The sequence below is a fragment of the Acetobacter suratthaniensis genome, assembly GCF_017377745.1.
GTDB lineage: Bacteria > Pseudomonadota > Alphaproteobacteria > Acetobacterales > Acetobacteraceae > Acetobacter > Acetobacter suratthaniensis.
In genome coordinates this window covers 52,310-68,394 of the sequence record NZ_JAFVMG010000001.1, presented here as the reverse complement: position 1 = coordinate 68,394, position 16,085 = coordinate 52,310, and the positions used below count along the sequence as shown (strand labels likewise).

The following is a 16,085-nucleotide window of genomic DNA, read 5'->3' as shown; positions in this document are numbered from 1 at the left end:
CAGGGCAGGGAGCGATGGCACAATACCGGGCGCGGGCAGGTGTGCCGCACAGACAGATCCTGCGGGATAACGGGAGAAAACCGGCGGTTCATGGTTTCTGATACGCATCGCCCCGCTTCCGCATCCGCGCGGAAAGAGCCACGCCTTGTGCCGCTCTCCGCGCGGGCTGACGCCGCCCAACCCCCTTCCGGCCAGCCCCCCCATGGCGCATCGGCCCCCGAGCGTGACCCGCCCCATGACCAGCGCGCACGCCTGCTCCCGCTACTGCCGGTGCTGCGTGTACCGGGCTGGACAGTCCGAGGCACCGCCACACCGCTGATCCGCAAGGAACGCTATGCGGAACCCACTCTGGGACCGGTGCTTACCGTCTCTCTCGGGGCGCATGCGCTGCTGTTGCTGGCCATCTGCTACAAGGCGGCTGCGGGTGTCACGGGGTCTCCGTCCTCCCCTCCGGCTCCGCCGGTGGAAATGCTGTTTGATCAAGCACCCGCCATGACTGGTATGGCAGGCCCGGCTTCACCTGAGGCTGCAGGGGGCAATGCAGCCCCCAACCCTGCGCAACAAAGCAGCAACGCACCGGATTCTTCCCCTGAAGCGGAAGAAAGCCCGCAACAGAGCAATGCCGAGCAGTCCTCCTCTCCCCCGCTCCCTCAGTCCAATGACGGGCTGCTACGCGCAGAGGAAAAAACGCAGCATACCGCCCCGGCCAAACCTGTCAGCGGGCACAGCCCGCAGCACCATCCCCCCGCGCGCCCGCACCCGAACCCACGGCCCACGCCCAAACCCAGCCACCATGCGCCTTCGCCGCTGGATTACCCCATGGACACGTCGTTCGATCAGGCGCCTGCCCCCCGCAGGCCCCGGCGTGGACGCAGCGGCGGCAGCGGTGCGCCGCTTGACCTGTCTATCGGCCCGATAGTGGAAAATGGTGCGCTCAACGCCCATTACTCCTCGCGCACATCGGTGCACGGGGTGAGCAGCGATTACGCGGCAGAAATTGACGCATGGATCCAGCGCCATCTGTATTACCCACCCGAAGCCGCCCAGAACGGCAATTCCGGCACGACCTCGGTGCACGTCGTGCTGGACAGGCAGGGCAATGTTTTCAAGGTGTTCGAAACCAGCTCATCGGGCGTGACAGAACTCGATGCCGCAACTGTCGGCATGTTCCACGGAGCACAGCTTCCGCCCGTGCCGCCGGACATGAAGGACAACTTCATCAACTTTGACGTAACGATAAACTATATCCTTATCCGCAACTAAACGGTGCTGATACGTTAAGGACACCACTGCCCCTGCACCTTCGGGTATCAGGAGCCATTACAAGGAGTTTCGCGTATGTGTCCGTCTTCTGAATCCGTCCTGCCAAAAGGCATTCCCACAATCCGGGTTGTGGCCATGCCAACGGACACCAATCCGGCAGGCGATGTGTTCGGCGGCTGGATCATGTCGCAGATGGATCTTGCAGCAGGCACCACCGCAGCGTTCAGGGCCAATGGGCGCTGCGCCACGGTGGCGATCAACAGCCTTGTTTTTCTTGAACCGGTCGTGGTGGGGGATGAAGTCAGCATCTACACCGATATTACCCGCACGGGTCGCACCTCGCTGCATATCCATGTCGAGACATGGCGCAGGGCGCGGCATACGCATATCACCTCCAAGGTGACGGAAGGCGAGTTCATTTTTGTAGCACTGGATGAAAAGCGCAAACCCCGCCCACTGCCCCCCGCCCAGCCGGGTGATGAACTCCCTGCCCCTCCCTGCAAACAGGAGGCCTGACAGCCCTGCACCGGTCGGCTGACGGCATAGGCGACCGCCAGCCTCCCTTACGACCGTCACCTGCAATAAGCTGTGCTAACCGCGCCACAGCCACCCCCTGGTGTGGTGCGGTGGACTATTAGGCGATCATTTTTTTGCTTTGCGACATTCCGCCCATGGGATGGATGGTCTAAAACCTCCTGCCAGCCCCCGTGGGCATTATGATGCAAGGTGGCAAACCGCCCCCGTCTTGCGAAACGATCGCACTCAGATCAGGGCGGAAAGAAAACACAGAGGCTGCCACGGGGCAGGAGGAGGCTCGATACATGAAACACTGGCAAATCGACCAGCTCCCGTGGGATGAGTTCGACATATCAAAAGTGGACCCGCAACTGCTGCCCGCCATCAAGGCTGCTTCGGTTGTTGAACGCAACAGCGTGGATTACGCCCACTACCTCAACAATGTCTTTCATGACGACCCGGACTTCCGCACCGCGGCTGATCTATGGGCGCTGGAAGAAATCCAGCATGGTGATGCCCTTGGCCGCTGGGCCATGCTGGCCGACCCCACATGGGATTACCAGTCCGCCTTCCGCCGCTACCGCGATTTTTACCAGATCCCGCTTGATGTGCGCGAATCCGTAAGGGGTTCACGCACAGGAGAACTGATCGCACGCTGCATGGTGGAGATCGGCACATCGTCGTTCTACACATCGCTGGCCGATGCCACGCACGAACCCGTTCTCAAGGCGCTATGCAAGCAGATTGCCGCAGATGAATACCGGCATTTCAAGCTGTTTTACGACCATATGCACCGCTACCTGCAACGCGAGAACATAGGCGTGCTCAAGCGCACCCGCATAGCACTGGGCCGGGTGACGGAAAGCGAGGACGATGAACTGGCCTCCGCCTATTACACCACCAACGAACCCGCCTCGCAGCCATATGACCACCAGCGCTGCATTGCCGCCTATATGACGCGCACCATGCAAAACTATCAGCCTCACCACCTGCGCCGCGTCACCAGCATGGTCTGCAAAACCATTGGTATCAAACCGCATGGGCTGATCGAACGTGGCCTGTTTCGGGTTGCGGAAAAACTGTTCTTCAGGCGGCAGCGCCGGTTTGCGCGGCTGGCCGCACTGGGCTGACACATATCTCTGCCTGCCAGAAGGCTCCGGGGCTTGGCCATAGCCGTGCGGAGTTCTAGTTTGGCACCTGTCAGACCACGACAGAAGGACAGACCATGTTCACGCATATCATGGTGGGCAGCAACGACATTGCGCGCTCGCAGAAATTCTACAACGCCACGTTTCAGGCTCTGGATATTGCCCCTTCAGAAATCAACGCCAATGGCCGCCTGAGCTATGCCCATCATGGCGTGCGCTTTCTGGTAACCAAGCCGCTGGATGGCAAGGCCGCCACCCCGGCCAATGGTGGCACGCTCAGCTTTGCCGCCCCTTCCCCCGCACATGCCGCAGCATGGCACAAGGCCGGACTGGAAAACGGTGGCACAGCCATTGAAAACCCGCCCGGTATCCGCCAGACGCCGGTTGGCCCCATGTATCTTGCCTACCTGCGTGACCCGGACGGCAACAAGCTGTGCGTTGCCTGCAAGGTGCCTGAAAACACCTGATCTCCCATTAAGGGATGATCTGGCGCGCGGCGACCCGACATCGCCCGCGCCACAGCCCCGCCTGCTGGCTGAAACAAAACATTAACAGGAACAAATGCAGAAAGCCGGAAAAAAGGTCGGCTTCCTCTCCCTTCCACAAAACTATCCACAGGGTTTTCCCGCAATCCGCCCCGAGAATCTGTGGATATCCCTTTGAACGAGCGATTAAAAAAAACGCCGTTTTCCAAGGTTTTTGCGGTTTTTTTGCCCTTGCTCCAGAATCCCTCTTGACCTTGCAGCGCAACTACGATTCGGGCATGCCGCAACTCATCCACAACCGCGCCAAACAGACATGCTTCCGTGTCTTATGGGCATCTATACAGCCTTAATCGGCTCTCTGGCCCCGATTTCAGGGGCTATCAATGGCGGGTTTGTCGCCCAGACTGACAAATGTCTGATCGGAAATGGATACATCCGTCAGCGTCGGGCGTTGCAGGGCTTCGGACGTATCACGCGCAATCCCGGCGGTGCGCAGCTTCAGGTCTGCCAGTTCCTCACGCACGTCACTCAGGATTTCAACCAGTGCGCGGTGGTCTTCCATCGCCCGATCATCCTGCGCCTTGTTCAGCAAAGCACTCCCCACCATAAGAGCTGGCAGAGCCACAAGCTGGATGCAGTTGCTGATATAAAGCAGCGTATTCTGCCATTGCGGCATAAGCGCTGGCACCAGCGAGAAAATCAGGAACGCATACACACACCAGATGCTGCCGAACATCCAGGTCATCCGCATGGCCACGCTGTCATTCAGCCTGTTGATGACTGCCAGAATACCGGTTTTCTGGAGAGGTTTCATAAGCCGGGTGTTCCTTTCCTGCGTGACGGGGCGCCCCTGAACAGACCGGCAGGGTTTAACATGCCCCCGCCTGTTTGTCCGTTTCCTCCACCGGATGCCACGATCGCATGCCCGACATGGGAAAGCACTTGCCGCCCCCTGCTCGGCCCCGCTAAACCGGCGCCAACATGTAGGGCTTCACGCCACTTATGCTCCCCTTGCCGGTTTTATCCGGCACGATGCCGCGCAACCGCAAGGACACCGCCATGACCACCTCCCGCACCAGCCCTGCCGCCACCGCATTGGATGACAGCGCCCTGCCCTACCGCGTGGCAGCGCTCTATCGGTTCACACCATTTGAAAACCCGGCGGAAATCCGTCAGGCATTGCTCCAAACCTGTACAGAGCTGGGCGTAAAGGGCATTCTGCTTCTGGCAAAAGAAGGCATAAACGGCACAATTGCGGGCACCGATGCCGGGATTGATGCCGTGGTGGCCTTTATCCGCACCCTGCCGGGCTGCGCTGCCATTGAGGTCAAGTTCTCCCGCGCGCCGTCCATGCCGTTCCTGCGGATGAAAGTCCGGCTGAAAAAGGAGATCGTCACCATGGGGGTGGCGGATATGGACCCCAACCGAACAGTTGGCACCTATGTTGCTCCGGCGGAATGGAACGCCCTGCTTGAAGACCCCGATACCATCCTGATCGACACCCGCAACGATTACGAAGTGGCTGTCGGCACGTTCCGTGGTGCCACTGATCCGCGCACCAAAACATTCCGCGAATTCCCCGAGTGGTTCCGCAAAAACCGCGATACCTTCACACAGGCAGGCCGCAAGCCCCGGCTGGCCATGTTCTGCACGGGCGGCATACGCTGCGAAAAGGCGACAGCCTTCGTCAAGACCGAAGGTTTTGACGAAGTGTACCATCTACAGGGTGGTATTCTGAAATATCTGGAGACAATCCCCGAGCAGGAAAGCCTGTGGGAAGGCGAATGCTTTGTATTCGACCAGCGCGTAACGGTTGGCCATGGGCTGCAACCGGGCGAGATGGAGCTGTGCCATGCATGCCGTGCGCCGCTTTCACCGCAGGATAAGACCTCGCCTCTCTATGAAGCCGGGATAAGCTGCCCCGCCTGTCATGGCCAGTGGGATGATAAACGCCGCGCCCGCCACGCCGAGCGCGAACATCAGGCACGCCTGGCCTCCGCCCGGGGAGATAGCCATCTGGGGGCCAATATGGCGGAAGAGCGCGCCCGCAAGCGCCTGCGACAGGAAGAAAATATCCGCCGCCAGCACGCCACGCGCGAGGAGATGGAGCACACCATCCCGTCAGAAACAGATTAAACGCTCCCCCTTAGGGGGCGCGACTGTGACATTGTGAAAAAAAATATAAATCTCAACACTTTATTCATAAAGTTCTGGGCATTAGGGTTCGTAAGACCTTGAGCACGCAGGCGTGCGATCATAGCAGGCACATTATTTTCCCAATCAGATCGACCAGCCTGAAAAGCATTATAAATTTCAGGAAAACCCTCCTTTTGTTCAAGCCATCCGTATTCCATGACCCATTCGCTCCCCCCTAGTTTGTGCCCACAACAGGCTGAGGCCTTCCGTCAGGAACTTTCCATGCTGATGGAAGGCGGCAGGCATGACTTTCATCACCTGCTCTGCGGCATGCAGGAAAACGAACTGCTGGCCACAACCTCGCTCTGCCTGACAACCGCACAGCTCCGCGTTCCAGCCGTTTTACAATTTGCCGCCCGCCTGTTCCGTCTTCATGAACATGCTCTGTCATTCGAAACGGCATCGCGCCTGTGCAAGACACTGATGGATGTCTCGGCCCATGATCTAGGTGCACCGGACCGCATCAATTTTTCAGAATATCTTTATTACTCGGTGCATTACGCCTCCAGTATCCAGAACTGGCAGATCCATTCCATCATACCCTCTCTCTACGCGGATCAAACTCCGCTGGGGCGGGTGCTGGGCGGGCATCTGGCACTTGATGTGGTGCTGCTGAGCGTATGCAGGCTGAATGCCCGGCGGCTGAAACAAACCGACTGGCTACGCAAAAAGCCAGACCTCAACGGTCTGGCTTTTATCATTCACACGCTTCACCGCTACGACCTGCTGGATATGGCCGAACTCCACAAAACATTCAGTCATGTTCTGGAAGTCATCACGGGTTATGCGCTGCGGAGCATGCAGGCGACTGCGGCAAACCCGCGCGACTGAGCTGCATGCCCCCTGTTTGTAGGCTGGCCGCCCCTTACAGATGTTCCGCCGGTGCCGGAGGGGGCGCGGGCGGCTGGGCAGGTTTGGGGGCTTCTGATGGCGTCATGGCACCGGGCGCTGTGGAATGTTCCACATCATACGCCGTGGCTTTCTGCTCATAGGTGCCTTTGGCACCGGGATGTTCCTGATCGTACAGATGCGCCTTCATACGCGCTTCCTTGCGGTATTCATGCCGCTTGTACATCCCTACCACGCAGCCCGCCGTCGCACCCAGAACACTATGATGATCTGCCAGATGTCCACCCACAGCCCCGGCGGCTCCATATTTGAGACACCCGCCGGGTTCGGCATGGGCACTCACGGCAAGAGCCGAAGACAGCATAACGGCGGCCACCACAGCCACCTTGCGATAGATCATGTTCTCATTCCTGTAGGGTTTCAGCCCAAGAGCACGCCAGCATGGCAAGCCCTTTGTACTGGGCAAAGAGGACATAAAAACCTCCTCATGACAACTCACCCAAACAGCGGTATGCACATCCGCTCATGGCCCGTCCCCGGCCCCACGCCTGACCCAGCTCTGTTGAGGACGCATGAAGGAACACGTTTCGCGCACCGGCCGTACTGCGCTCCGTATTGCCCAGCACCGTTACATTCACGCCCGTAACCTGCGACACGCCACGGCCTTACTCGCGCTGCTGAGCCTGACTGCGTGTGGCTATAACGATTCACGGAGCGCCCATAAAGGACAGTTGGCCGTGATCGGCATGACCAACGAAGACCTTCAGGCCTGTGCGGGCATACCGGACAAAACCGCACGGCTGGACGATCATGTGCAGATTTTTCAGTACACCCGCACCATCAACGTTCCTTCCACCAACGACTCAACGCTCTTTCCGCTGCAAACGATGGTCAATCTGACCCAGACCTCCATGGGGGGCGCGGGCAAGACCTGTATTGCGTCCATCCGTCTGGTTGATGGCCGCGTTACCGACATGCATTACAGCGGCGACAATGACCGCATGATCGGTTCGGATGGTGTTTGTGCAACGCTGGTTAAAGGTTGCCTGACCACACCGCCCGCATCGGCGCATTCTGTCAGTAACAACCCGATTTTCGGGCCGGTGTCGGCTTTTCATGCGCCAAGCCTGCCCGTACCCGGTGCCCCCAAACCGCATGAACCCGCCGTGCATTACACCACCGCCACAGCCCCGCAGGATACGCTGGACCCGCTACCTGCCCCGGTATCAGGGCTGCCCGACGCCGCCTCAACAAACGCGGCACCCGCTGCATCGCCTGAACAGGGAACATCTCCGAGTCTGCCTCAGCTCCCCGCGCAGCCTGCCACGCCCCCCGCGCTGGACACAGCCACCAGCAGCCCCAATGCCGTTGCGACTACAGCCAAAGCAGCCCCGGCCTCTCCAGCACCCGCACAGGCTTCCACGGCACAGGGCGCGGCGAGCGCCACACCCGCACACGATGCCCCAACGCTTACGACAGGCACTACGGAAAGCAGCAATCAGGCAGCCGCCATCGACCCGACCAACCCCGATGCCGCGCCAGAAAGCACCTGCCCACCCCCATCCTCCCCTGCAAACAGCAGGACACAGACCAGCGCCACCTCAACCGAAAAAGCCGAGGCGCCATGCGCTGCGCCGCTTGACCACAAAAGCTAAAGGAGTAGTGTAACGGCTGTTTGGTTTGTGAACGATTGTGGTGGGATCTGACCCCACAGCCCTCTTGGCAGACAAGGGCGCTGGTGAGAAAATGGTCAGGGCGTCTCGCCCAAACAAGAGGGTTTTCAAGAGATGGGCATGTTTGTGTGCGTGGCGCTGCTGGGTTTTGACCTGATCGCTTTTTTCCTTGGCATGAACACTTCTGCGCTGGGCGCGACGGTCATCACCTTCCTGGTGCCGGTTATCATCATGAGCGGCTATACCCTCGTGCATATTGAAAAAGACAACAGCCCGGCCCCGGCCCACCACTAACAACAGTTCCCGCTGCCTTACTGTAAGGTAAGGCACGGAGGGGAATTCTGTTGGGTTGGTTTTTTCTGGCCCAGATACAAAAACGCCGGACTTCCTTTACGGAAAGTCCGGCGTTTTTTATAAACTCATACTTTTAGCGCCACAGAACCTTAGCCACCATTTTGCATGGACAGGTAAAGCAGTTTGACCAGCGTGGGCTGCAATACATACTGAATGACCAGCAGTACCACCATGGGGCTGAAATCAATACCACCGGGCGTGGGCAGGACACGGCGCACGGGAGCCAACACAGGCTCGGTCAGACGCTCAAGAAACATGCCGATTTTCCAGACGATCTGGTTGCGGCTGTCCAGAATGCCAAACGCGTACAGGTTCACGAAAATGCAGGATACAAGCAAAATCCAGCAATAGATTTCCAGTACACGGGTCAAAATCACAAACAGTACAAACACGATAGAACCTGATCCTTCCGCCGGGCAGGACATGCCGTTTTTCGGGTACGATACCCCATAATACAGCTTGACAGAAAATTGGTAAGCCCTATACACGGGCTCACCGAAAAGACAGGCGGGGCTGTAGCTCAGATGGGAGAGCGCCTCGTTCGCAATGAGGAGGTCAGGGGTTCGATTCCCCTCAGCTCCACCAGCCGCCTGATCTAACGCACCGTAATCATTATGTTTTTTAAACTATGATTACAAGCTACCCCTCTTAAAACCCCCCTCAAAGTTATGCGATAGCATTCCTATGGAACGCCTCTGCCTGCTTGCCTGTGGCGGACTGAGCCTGCACATTCCCGCTATTCTTCTGGGTAGCCCCTGCGGGGGTTTTTGTGCTTTCGTCTGATGCCCGGCTGACCCGCGCCGTCAACCTCACCTCCTGAAGCATGATCTGCGCCCACAGAAGCGTAATGCCCCGGTCTGATGCGCGGCGCATGCCGTATCCAACCACGTTCATGTTGGCGTAGGTCGTTTCCGGGGTGGTGACGGTATACAGGTTCAGGTCAGTAACCAGCGCACGCAGTTTGGTCATGAACTCCTTCCGCGCCTGCCCCTCAGATGAAAGCCCGGTTATCACCGTTGCTGAAAGCAGGTTGCTGATGGCGCTATAATTCCCGTAGCTCATGGTGGAACCATCACACAGCATTTCAAGCATGATCTGCCCCGGAATTTTCACCTTGTTGTAGGACATGAAGGCGCCGTTTTCCTGCGGTGCATCCGTAATCTGCCCGGCTGCGTGCGCATCAATGGCCCGTACCCGACCCGAGGTCAGAACCGGCTTGTTGCTGCTGTCGAACAATCCCCACTGCTTGTCCGCCTGCTTGATAAGCGTGCTTTGCAGAAGGGTATCAAGCTCGACCGAGGCCACGGCCTCCGCATCGGAAATGACAGTTGACCAGAGTTTGGGAACGCCCGCGCCGGGAATGACATTGGCTGTCACCGGCTGGGCGATTGTTTGCATGACCATGATTTTAGTTCCTGAATGTGTGGGACTCTGCCTGCTCTTCCAACTCGTTTAGCTATGATCTGTCGCACCAGCTCCACTCCATACCGCCCCTAAGCCCCATAAGGGCATCAATTACTGTGGCCATTCTGCTAATCCTTTCCCATCAGCCTCGCACGCATGGCTTCGAAGCGGGCAATGCGGGCCAGGGTTGGTTTACGAGGGTACCGTTTCTGGAAACGCGGCCTAGGCTTGCGAGATGTTTTCTGGTGATCCGTCCACCCCTTACCACGCAGCAACCCGGGGATTGTGACGGTGTCGACGGTGGTGTCCGTCATGCCGCCACTACCCGAAGTTCCGGGGTGCTTTGGTCCCAAGACGCACCTCCAGATCGGACAATGCCACCACCCGTTGCTTGCGCTGGCCTACAAAACCCTCGAAAATGGATCGGGCGGCGTCATCCGTGACGTGTGTGGCATCCTGCCCAAGAGCAGTTAGCCCCAGACGGTAAGCATCCGCAGCACTGTCGCAAGCCATTGCATCCGCCCCGGTCGCCCGCATAACTCGTGCTTTCGCATACTGCTCCGCGCGCATTGCACATTTCACGCGCAATGCTGCATCCTGAGCCACAATTTTTCCCTGATCGTCGGTCCCGAAAATAATCTTACGGACTCGGCTCACCTCGTCTTCCGGTAGCCGTTCATCCAGAAAATTCAACAGATCCACCGTCCGCATAGCCACTTCGGTGTCATCAGCCCCGGCACCATCGGAGGCTTCCAGCAAATCTTCCAGCATGTCGTAAAAATCAGTGTAAGCTTCGGGTGGCAGGCGCTCTTCCAGAAAACCGGTCAGCCGATCGGCCTGAGACTGCTTCATCTCACCGCCCTCCCAGCATTTTGCGTAGGCCGCCCTTGCCCGAAGCAGAGGCCGTGACGCCACTGGGAAGAGGAGCCTGTGCATCGACATCCAGTGCTGTCAACGCTGCATGCCATTCGGGATTTTCACGACGCCCCTCCTTTTCCAGCAGGAACGCCCAAGACTGCCCCGGAGTAGGGCACGGTATCAGGTGATTGCCAAATGGGTGCAACGTAAAGGGATCATAAACCCCCGGGAACAGCACGCCCGCACCAACCAGATAAGCGATCTGGGCCATACGTTCGATGAGCTGTGCTTCCAGGGCCTTCGCTTCCTCCAGAAGCTTCGTAACCTCTAGGCTACCCTGCACCACTACAGACAAAGCCGACCGAACCTCACTTTTCGCCCAGGACAGCTTGCTTTCAACCGCTTTTTGCCGATCGGTCAGCACTGCCTTCGCATCTCTGGCGGCGGCAAGCTCATCTTCTACAACCGCCAGATCAGAGCGCATCTGCCGCAGCGAGGGCCGCGCCTCCGTAGTCTGCCCAAGGGCTTCGTCCACCAGATAGGTCACACTCGTCTGGCGGGCCTGTTCAAAAGAGGCCTCCGCTGCCTGGAGTTTGGTCCTCAGCTCAAAAATGGTGTTCTGGACCCGGTCCTGTGCGTCCTTAATGCCGCCAAACTCGCGCCGGAGCGCATCACGTTTCCCAATGGCATCGGCAAGGGACTGACGCAAATCATGTGGGGATGTGTCCATAGATATGGCCTCCTTACAGCTTGCGAGGCGTGGGCACGCCATAGTCCGTGGCCATGCTGGCCTCATCCGTCGCAATCGCAAAAGAGGGCGCACTGACTACTCCACTGCCATTACCGTTCAGCAGCATGCGAACCATGGTCTGCAGGGCGGCCGTGCCGGCCCCACCCGGTACAACACCGTGTTGTCTGAGCGTATGACTGTAGATTTCGGCAGCACTGTCCATGCCCAATACATCACCCACCAAGGGAGCGACCACTCGCCGGGCTGTCTCCACCTCCTGACGCCTTTTGCGTTCCCGATCTATGGCGCGGCCAATAGCCACTTCTACACGGCCCATGTTTGATATCCTCTCATGCTCTGATTAGCGATTTTTTGAACGACTTCAGGTGTGAATTTTGGCATCCGCCGCCTTGGCTGCATAAGCAGCGCGCCTGCGACAGCATTGGCGACGTCATCATGCCCACCCGGTGCATGATCGATGCTGTCCCGTCCCCCACGGCCGGTACGCCGCTCCAGACCGCAGAGCTGGCGGGCCAGAACTGGCAGATCGAGCAATTCGGCTTTGCCGGAGTTCAGCAACGGCAACAGATCGCGGTACAGGTCGGAGCGGGGTTTATCGGACAGGTTGTAGGCAATGCCATGCTTGCGGAACTGCTCACGGGGCCATTCCCCGCCGTAACGGTCGCCTGTGACACTGACCAGGCCATAGGTTTTCAGAACCGCAGAAAATTCGATCACGGTAGCTTCTGGGCTGAACGGAGCTTTACGCTCGCGCACCAGATCAAGGATGGCGCTATCCCCCTCGTAATGAGCAATGGCCAAGGTCATGCTGTCAGACGAACCGCCAGAGGGATCTACGAAGGCCGCATACCGCACCCGGCTGTTACGCGGCAGTTCGTGCCGGCCCTGCACGGTGCAGGCCTCCACCACCTCGGGGGCTACGAAGGAGGCAATGTCGCTACGGAACTCGGCCCCGTATTCAGCGGCGGCAGAGGCGGGGTCTTCCTCGTAGGCGTCCCGCTCTTCCTGCACGTCAAATTCCGGGTTCATATCCCGGGTGGCTGCTTTCCATACGAGGGTACTCGCACCTTCCTGACCGTAATAGCGCTTGAAGGTTTTCCACAGCACGCCCCGGCGTGCATACGGGCTGGAGGCAAGCAGCAACATGGAGCCTGGTATGGTCGCAAGGCCAGGGCGGAGGGCCCGCAGGATTTCCTCGTCCGGGTTCGCGCTGCTATCGTCACGCCAAAAGGCGATCTCGTCACACAGCACAGCAGCATAAGTGTAACCACGGGTTGCACGGAAACTGGCTGTGCCGATCTCTATCACCACGCGGCGGCCCGCCATCTCTATGATCTCGTCCGTCTCGCGCGTGACCTCTGCCTCCATTTCCGGCACCAGAGCAAGAAGGCCGCGCACGTAACGGAAGATGGTGCGGGCCTGTTTGCGGTCGGCAGCGATAATGCCCACCGTGGCAACCTCACCTGCTGACAGGTAGGGCCGGTAATCCTTCAGGGTTGCAAGGGAGGTGCCCAGCAGCGCCAAAATGCGGCTTTTGCCCGCGCGCCGTCCACAGACCAATGCTGCCCGGCGGAATACCTGGGCTGGCAGATCGGTCCGGCCCGTATGCGTCTGGCAGATAAGCTTCTGCTCATCTGTCATACCCTCGCCAAGCAATGCTGCCAGGAAGGCTTCCCATGCGGTCCATGTGGGTTTGTCGAACTCGGCCCCGAACAGGGCTGGATCGTGCATGGCTTGTAGAACGGTCACGCTCATGCCTGCGCCCTCCGCTCCGCCAGAAGGGCATCGAGACCACGGGTAACGGTCGGGGACTTGTCGAGCCCGAGCGAGCGCATGGTACGGGTTAACGTGTTAGCCCAGGCCAGATACTGCCGGGAATCCCGTTCCGCCGGAGCACCACCTTGCAGCATGTGGTTGTCCATCAGCCCCATATGGAGGATCAGCCAAGCTGCCCTATCGATCAGGACAAACTGGGTAATGGAAGGATCACCCCCCAGATGCTCAACCAATGCAGAGCGCACGCTTTTGAGGAGCCGCGCTTCCTTGCTTCTTCCGTCGAGTTTCCTGAGACTATCCGGCCGCGAATGGGGACCTATCTTTTTCATACCCCCTTTATAACCGGGGCATTCCCACCGCATCAAAACCTAAATTGGAAACCACCTTTATATAGAAGGGATATTCCCGTTTCATTGCGTCACACAGACACAGCAGGAGACGCAGGGAGACAACAGAATTCCGAACATCACAAATTGTTACAATGATGTTTGCGAAATTATCAACTCTCACCTTGACCGCCAAGGGCCCGATAAACGCCCGATCTGGCAATGCCTAACTGCTTGGCAATGGCAGCCGCTGACAGGCCTTTTTGTCTCATTTTGCGGATGGTCTGGGTCTTCGACAGGACCGTGCGGGGGCGGCCCATGGGGCGACCTTCCGCCTTGGCTTTGGCAATCCCCTCTCTCTGGCGCTCCAGCATCAGGTCACGCTCGAACTCTGCCACGGCCGCCAACATGGTCAGCATCAGCTTGGAGGTGGGGCTTGTCGTGTCCAGGGTCGTGCCATTCATGGACAGGACGATCAGCCCGCATTTCTTAGCCTGCACGGTCTGCACATACCCCAAAAGATCAGCAGTAGAGCGGGCCAGACGGTCGGGCTTGGTCACAACCAGCACATCGCCCGGGCGCACATACTCCAGAGCTTCCATTAGGGCTGGGCGCTGACTGTCTGTGCCACTGACCTTTTCGGCAAAAATTTTCTCGCACCCTGCCGCAGTCAGGTCACGTATCTGCGCTTCCAGTCCGGCGTCCTGATCTACGGTTGAAACGCGAGCGTATCCGATCTTCATGACTGGCCTCATGTCCTAAAACTCCTAAGAGGTCATTCCTTGCGTGTCCTAAAAGTCAAATGGTAATTTTTAGGACTAAGACATTCCGTCATTCTGTCCCACGTTTTCCACGTCCTGAAAGGCTTGCCTTTTGAGACAAGCGCCCGTGCCTGTCATGCCAATGCGACAGTGGAAGAAGGCTAACCACAGGGGGAGATTTTTCCGAGCACACCCCTACACCCCCTAAAAACACCTTCCGACATCCTCGGAAATTCCGAGCAACCGCCGAAAAACCTTCAATTGTCCAACAAGCATCGAAGAGGGGGCGGGGTGGGGATAGGTGAATTCGTTATCCCTCATGTACGCGCGCGTGTGGCGCCAAATCGGATAACCCCGCCCCACCCTGCCCCCGGTTTAATCCATCCATCGGTTTTGCTCAGAAAGGGACGGTTTTAAGCCAACACCTCGCACAGCTCGAATACCTCGTGTCTTCACATAGCGAATACCGTTTGTCCGCTCCAACATCCCGCGCATGCGCTTGTTATCGCTCTCAGGTTCCCCGTTGTTACGGCACCATTCCTGAAAGTCCTTGAGCAGCATGCTGGGCTTCGTCTCCAGACCAACATCCAGAATGCATCTTTCAGCCAGCCACTGGCCAAACGTATCCTGCGCCTCAAAATACTCAGCCGTTGCCTCCCTCACGACTGCGGGGCGGGGCATACCTTCACGCTGCCATTCCAGACACCCCTGTATCATCCAGTGCAGGATACCCGGCCATTCTTCCTGAAGCTTGAATTCCAGATCCTTGTCGGGGCTATTGGGCTTGTGAATGAACGGAACGATATTGAAGCGCCGGCGGGCCGCATCATCCACGTTCTTGAGCACTGGCTTGTGGTTACCCACGATAGTGAGCTTGAACTGGGGTAAAAAGGTAAAGTTGTCCTGCCGCATGAAACGCGCGGTAATGGGGTCACCACCTGTCATCTGCTTGATCCGGCTTTCGGCCCAAGCCCTGCCCTCTTCCGTTTCTGAAGCGCTGACCAGACGGGCGCCACGCAACATGGCAAGGTCGGTTGAGTGCCTGTCCCCATGGCTGGCGGTGAACGTATCCATGGCCGCGACTGTGGCGTAATCTCCCATGATCTTTGCCAACACATTGAGGAAAACGCTCTTTCCATTTCCACCCGGGCCACAACCAAACACCAGAGCGTGCTCACGCGTATCACCTGTCAGGCAGTATCCACACCAGCGCTTGAGAAAGGTAATCAGCTCCTCATCTCTGTTGGTAGCCTCCTGCAGGAACTGTAGCCAACGCGGGCAAGGTATTTCGGCTGGCGCAACCGCCGCTACGCGGGTGATCATATCATCAGGGGCAGCAGGCCTGAGGATACCCGTTTTCAGGTCAACAGTCCCTCCGGGGTTGCAAGTAGATATGGATCCCTGTCCCAGTCATCAGGCACCACAGCATGTGCGGGGTCGGCACGCGCGAACCTTTCCACGCCGCTGCAAAAGGACGCTTTGCCTGTAATGGCTTGCTCCTTGAACTCACTGTTCCGATTGGCCTCAGCCACCAGCTCACGGGCATAGCTGAAGGCACGGTGCATGCTGTCCTCATCCCAATGCGTTCCTGCCCACAGAAACCAGCGCCCAACCTGATGATCGAAACGGAGTTCATCCTTGTAGCGGTTGGTAAAAGCCGTTGCCATTCCATGCTCGGTCAGCAGCGCGTAGCTATTGCTACCCGGCACGTTCTGGGCCTGCCTC

General features: G+C 58.3%; 18 protein-coding genes, 1 tRNA gene and 1 pseudogene. 9 read left to right on the top strand and 11 right to left on the bottom strand.

Annotated elements, in window-relative coordinates:
- Positions 1–90: 90 nt before the first annotated feature.
- From J2D75_RS00360 to J2D75_RS00345, 4 genes are all read left to right on the top strand, one after another.
- Positions 91–1,263, top strand: a complete 1,173-nt coding sequence (locus J2D75_RS00360) for an energy transducer TonB (RefSeq protein ID WP_207851697.1) — start codon at positions 91–93, stop codon at positions 1,261–1,263.
- 75 nt (positions 1,264–1,338) lie between these two features.
- Positions 1,339–1,779 carry an acyl-CoA thioesterase gene (locus J2D75_RS00355; protein ID WP_207851695.1) on the top strand — a complete coding sequence of 147 codons (441 nt, stop codon included), beginning with the start codon at positions 1,339–1,341 and terminating at the stop codon, positions 1,777–1,779.
- A gap of 305 nt (positions 1,780–2,084) precedes the next feature.
- Positions 2,085–2,909 (top strand): ferritin-like domain-containing protein, encoded by an 825-nt coding sequence (locus J2D75_RS00350; RefSeq protein WP_207851693.1) that lies wholly within the window; start codon positions 2,085–2,087, stop codon positions 2,907–2,909.
- A 95-nt stretch (positions 2,910–3,004) separates the two neighbouring features.
- Positions 3,005–3,394, top strand: a complete 390-nt coding sequence (locus J2D75_RS00345; RefSeq protein ID WP_207851691.1) for a VOC family protein — start codon at positions 3,005–3,007, stop codon at positions 3,392–3,394.
- 388 nt (positions 3,395–3,782) lie between these two features.
- On the opposite strand, the gene J2D75_RS00340 is transcribed toward J2D75_RS00345, so the two are convergent.
- The gene (locus J2D75_RS00340; protein WP_207851689.1) at positions 3,783–4,226 is read right to left on the bottom strand and encodes a hypothetical protein; all 444 of its coding nucleotides are present in this window, start codon (positions 4,224–4,226) and stop codon (positions 3,783–3,785) included.
- A 245-nt stretch (positions 4,227–4,471) separates the two neighbouring features.
- Between J2D75_RS00340 and trhO the strand changes: the two genes are divergently transcribed.
- Together trhO and J2D75_RS00330 are read left to right on the top strand one after the other, a co-directional pair.
- A complete protein-coding gene (gene trhO / locus J2D75_RS00335) occupies positions 4,472–5,548 on the top strand; it encodes an oxygen-dependent tRNA uridine(34) hydroxylase TrhO (RefSeq protein WP_243428364.1) in 1,077 nt (358 codons plus the stop codon).
- 216 nt (positions 5,549–5,764) lie between these two features.
- Complete coding sequence (locus J2D75_RS00330) at positions 5,765–6,439, top strand: hypothetical protein (protein WP_207851688.1); 675 nt, start codon at positions 5,765–5,767, stop codon at positions 6,437–6,439.
- Between the two features lie 34 nt (positions 6,440–6,473).
- Here the strand turns inward: J2D75_RS00330 and J2D75_RS00325 are convergent, their stop codons facing one another.
- Positions 6,474–6,857 (bottom strand): hypothetical protein, encoded by a 384-nt coding sequence (locus J2D75_RS00325; protein WP_207851686.1) that lies wholly within the window; start codon positions 6,855–6,857, stop codon positions 6,474–6,476.
- Between the two features lie 172 nt (positions 6,858–7,029).
- Here J2D75_RS00325 and J2D75_RS00320 point away from each other — a divergent pair, with 172 nt between their 5' ends.
- Complete coding sequence (locus J2D75_RS00320; protein WP_207851684.1) at positions 7,030–8,112, top strand: hypothetical protein; 1,083 nt, start codon at positions 7,030–7,032, stop codon at positions 8,110–8,112.
- A 132-nt stretch (positions 8,113–8,244) separates the two neighbouring features.
- Positions 8,245–8,424, top strand: coding sequence for a hypothetical protein (locus tag J2D75_RS00315; RefSeq protein WP_207851681.1), 180 nt, complete (start codon positions 8,245–8,247; stop codon positions 8,422–8,424).
- 149 nt (positions 8,425–8,573) lie between these two features.
- Here J2D75_RS00315 and J2D75_RS00310 read toward each other — a convergent pair whose 3' ends face one another.
- A complete protein-coding gene (locus J2D75_RS00310; RefSeq protein ID WP_207851679.1) occupies positions 8,574–8,876 on the bottom strand; it encodes a YggT family protein in 303 nt (100 codons plus the stop codon).
- 117 nt (positions 8,877–8,993) lie between these two features.
- On the opposite strand from J2D75_RS00310, the gene J2D75_RS00305 reads away from it, so the two are divergent.
- A tRNA-Ala gene (locus J2D75_RS00305) sits at positions 8,994–9,069 on the top strand.
- An 81-nt stretch (positions 9,070–9,150) separates the two neighbouring features.
- Here J2D75_RS00305 and J2D75_RS00300 read toward each other — a convergent pair.
- The 8 genes and pseudogenes from J2D75_RS00300 to J2D75_RS00265 all read right to left on the bottom strand — a co-directional run bounded on the left by J2D75_RS00300 (position 9,151) and on the right by J2D75_RS00265 (position 16,027).
- A complete protein-coding gene (locus J2D75_RS00300; RefSeq protein ID WP_207851677.1) occupies positions 9,151–9,888 on the bottom strand; it encodes a phage baseplate protein in 738 nt (245 codons plus the stop codon).
- A gap of 321 nt (positions 9,889–10,209) precedes the next feature.
- The gene (locus J2D75_RS00295; RefSeq protein WP_207851675.1) at positions 10,210–10,740 is read right to left on the bottom strand and encodes a hypothetical protein; all 531 of its coding nucleotides are present in this window, start codon (positions 10,738–10,740) and stop codon (positions 10,210–10,212) included.
- 1 nt (position 10,741) lies between these two features.
- Positions 10,742–11,476, bottom strand: a complete 735-nt coding sequence (locus J2D75_RS00290; protein WP_207851673.1) for a hypothetical protein — start codon at positions 11,474–11,476, stop codon at positions 10,742–10,744.
- Between the two features lie 13 nt (positions 11,477–11,489).
- Positions 11,490–11,813: a hypothetical protein gene (locus J2D75_RS00285; protein ID WP_207851671.1), complete on the bottom strand. Its 324-nt coding sequence runs from the start codon at positions 11,811–11,813 to the stop codon at positions 11,490–11,492.
- The gene (locus J2D75_RS00280; RefSeq protein ID WP_243428363.1) at positions 11,801–13,252 is read right to left on the bottom strand and encodes a hypothetical protein; all 1,452 of its coding nucleotides are present in this window, start codon (positions 13,250–13,252) and stop codon (positions 11,801–11,803) included. Before J2D75_RS00280 ends, J2D75_RS00285 begins: the two co-directional genes overlap by 13 nt.
- A complete protein-coding gene (locus J2D75_RS00275; RefSeq protein WP_207851669.1) occupies positions 13,249–13,602 on the bottom strand; it encodes a hypothetical protein in 354 nt (117 codons plus the stop codon). The genes J2D75_RS00280 and J2D75_RS00275 overlap by 4 nt, the downstream gene beginning before the upstream one ends.
- Before the next feature lie 170 nt (positions 13,603–13,772).
- Positions 13,773–14,342: a recombinase family protein gene (locus tag J2D75_RS00270; RefSeq protein ID WP_207851667.1), complete on the bottom strand. Its 570-nt coding sequence runs from the start codon at positions 14,340–14,342 to the stop codon at positions 13,773–13,775.
- Positions 14,343–14,735: 393 nt separating this feature from the next.
- Positions 14,736–16,027, bottom strand: a pseudogene (locus tag J2D75_RS00265) (phage/plasmid primase, P4 family).
- Between the last annotated feature and the right edge of the window lie 58 nt (positions 16,028–16,085).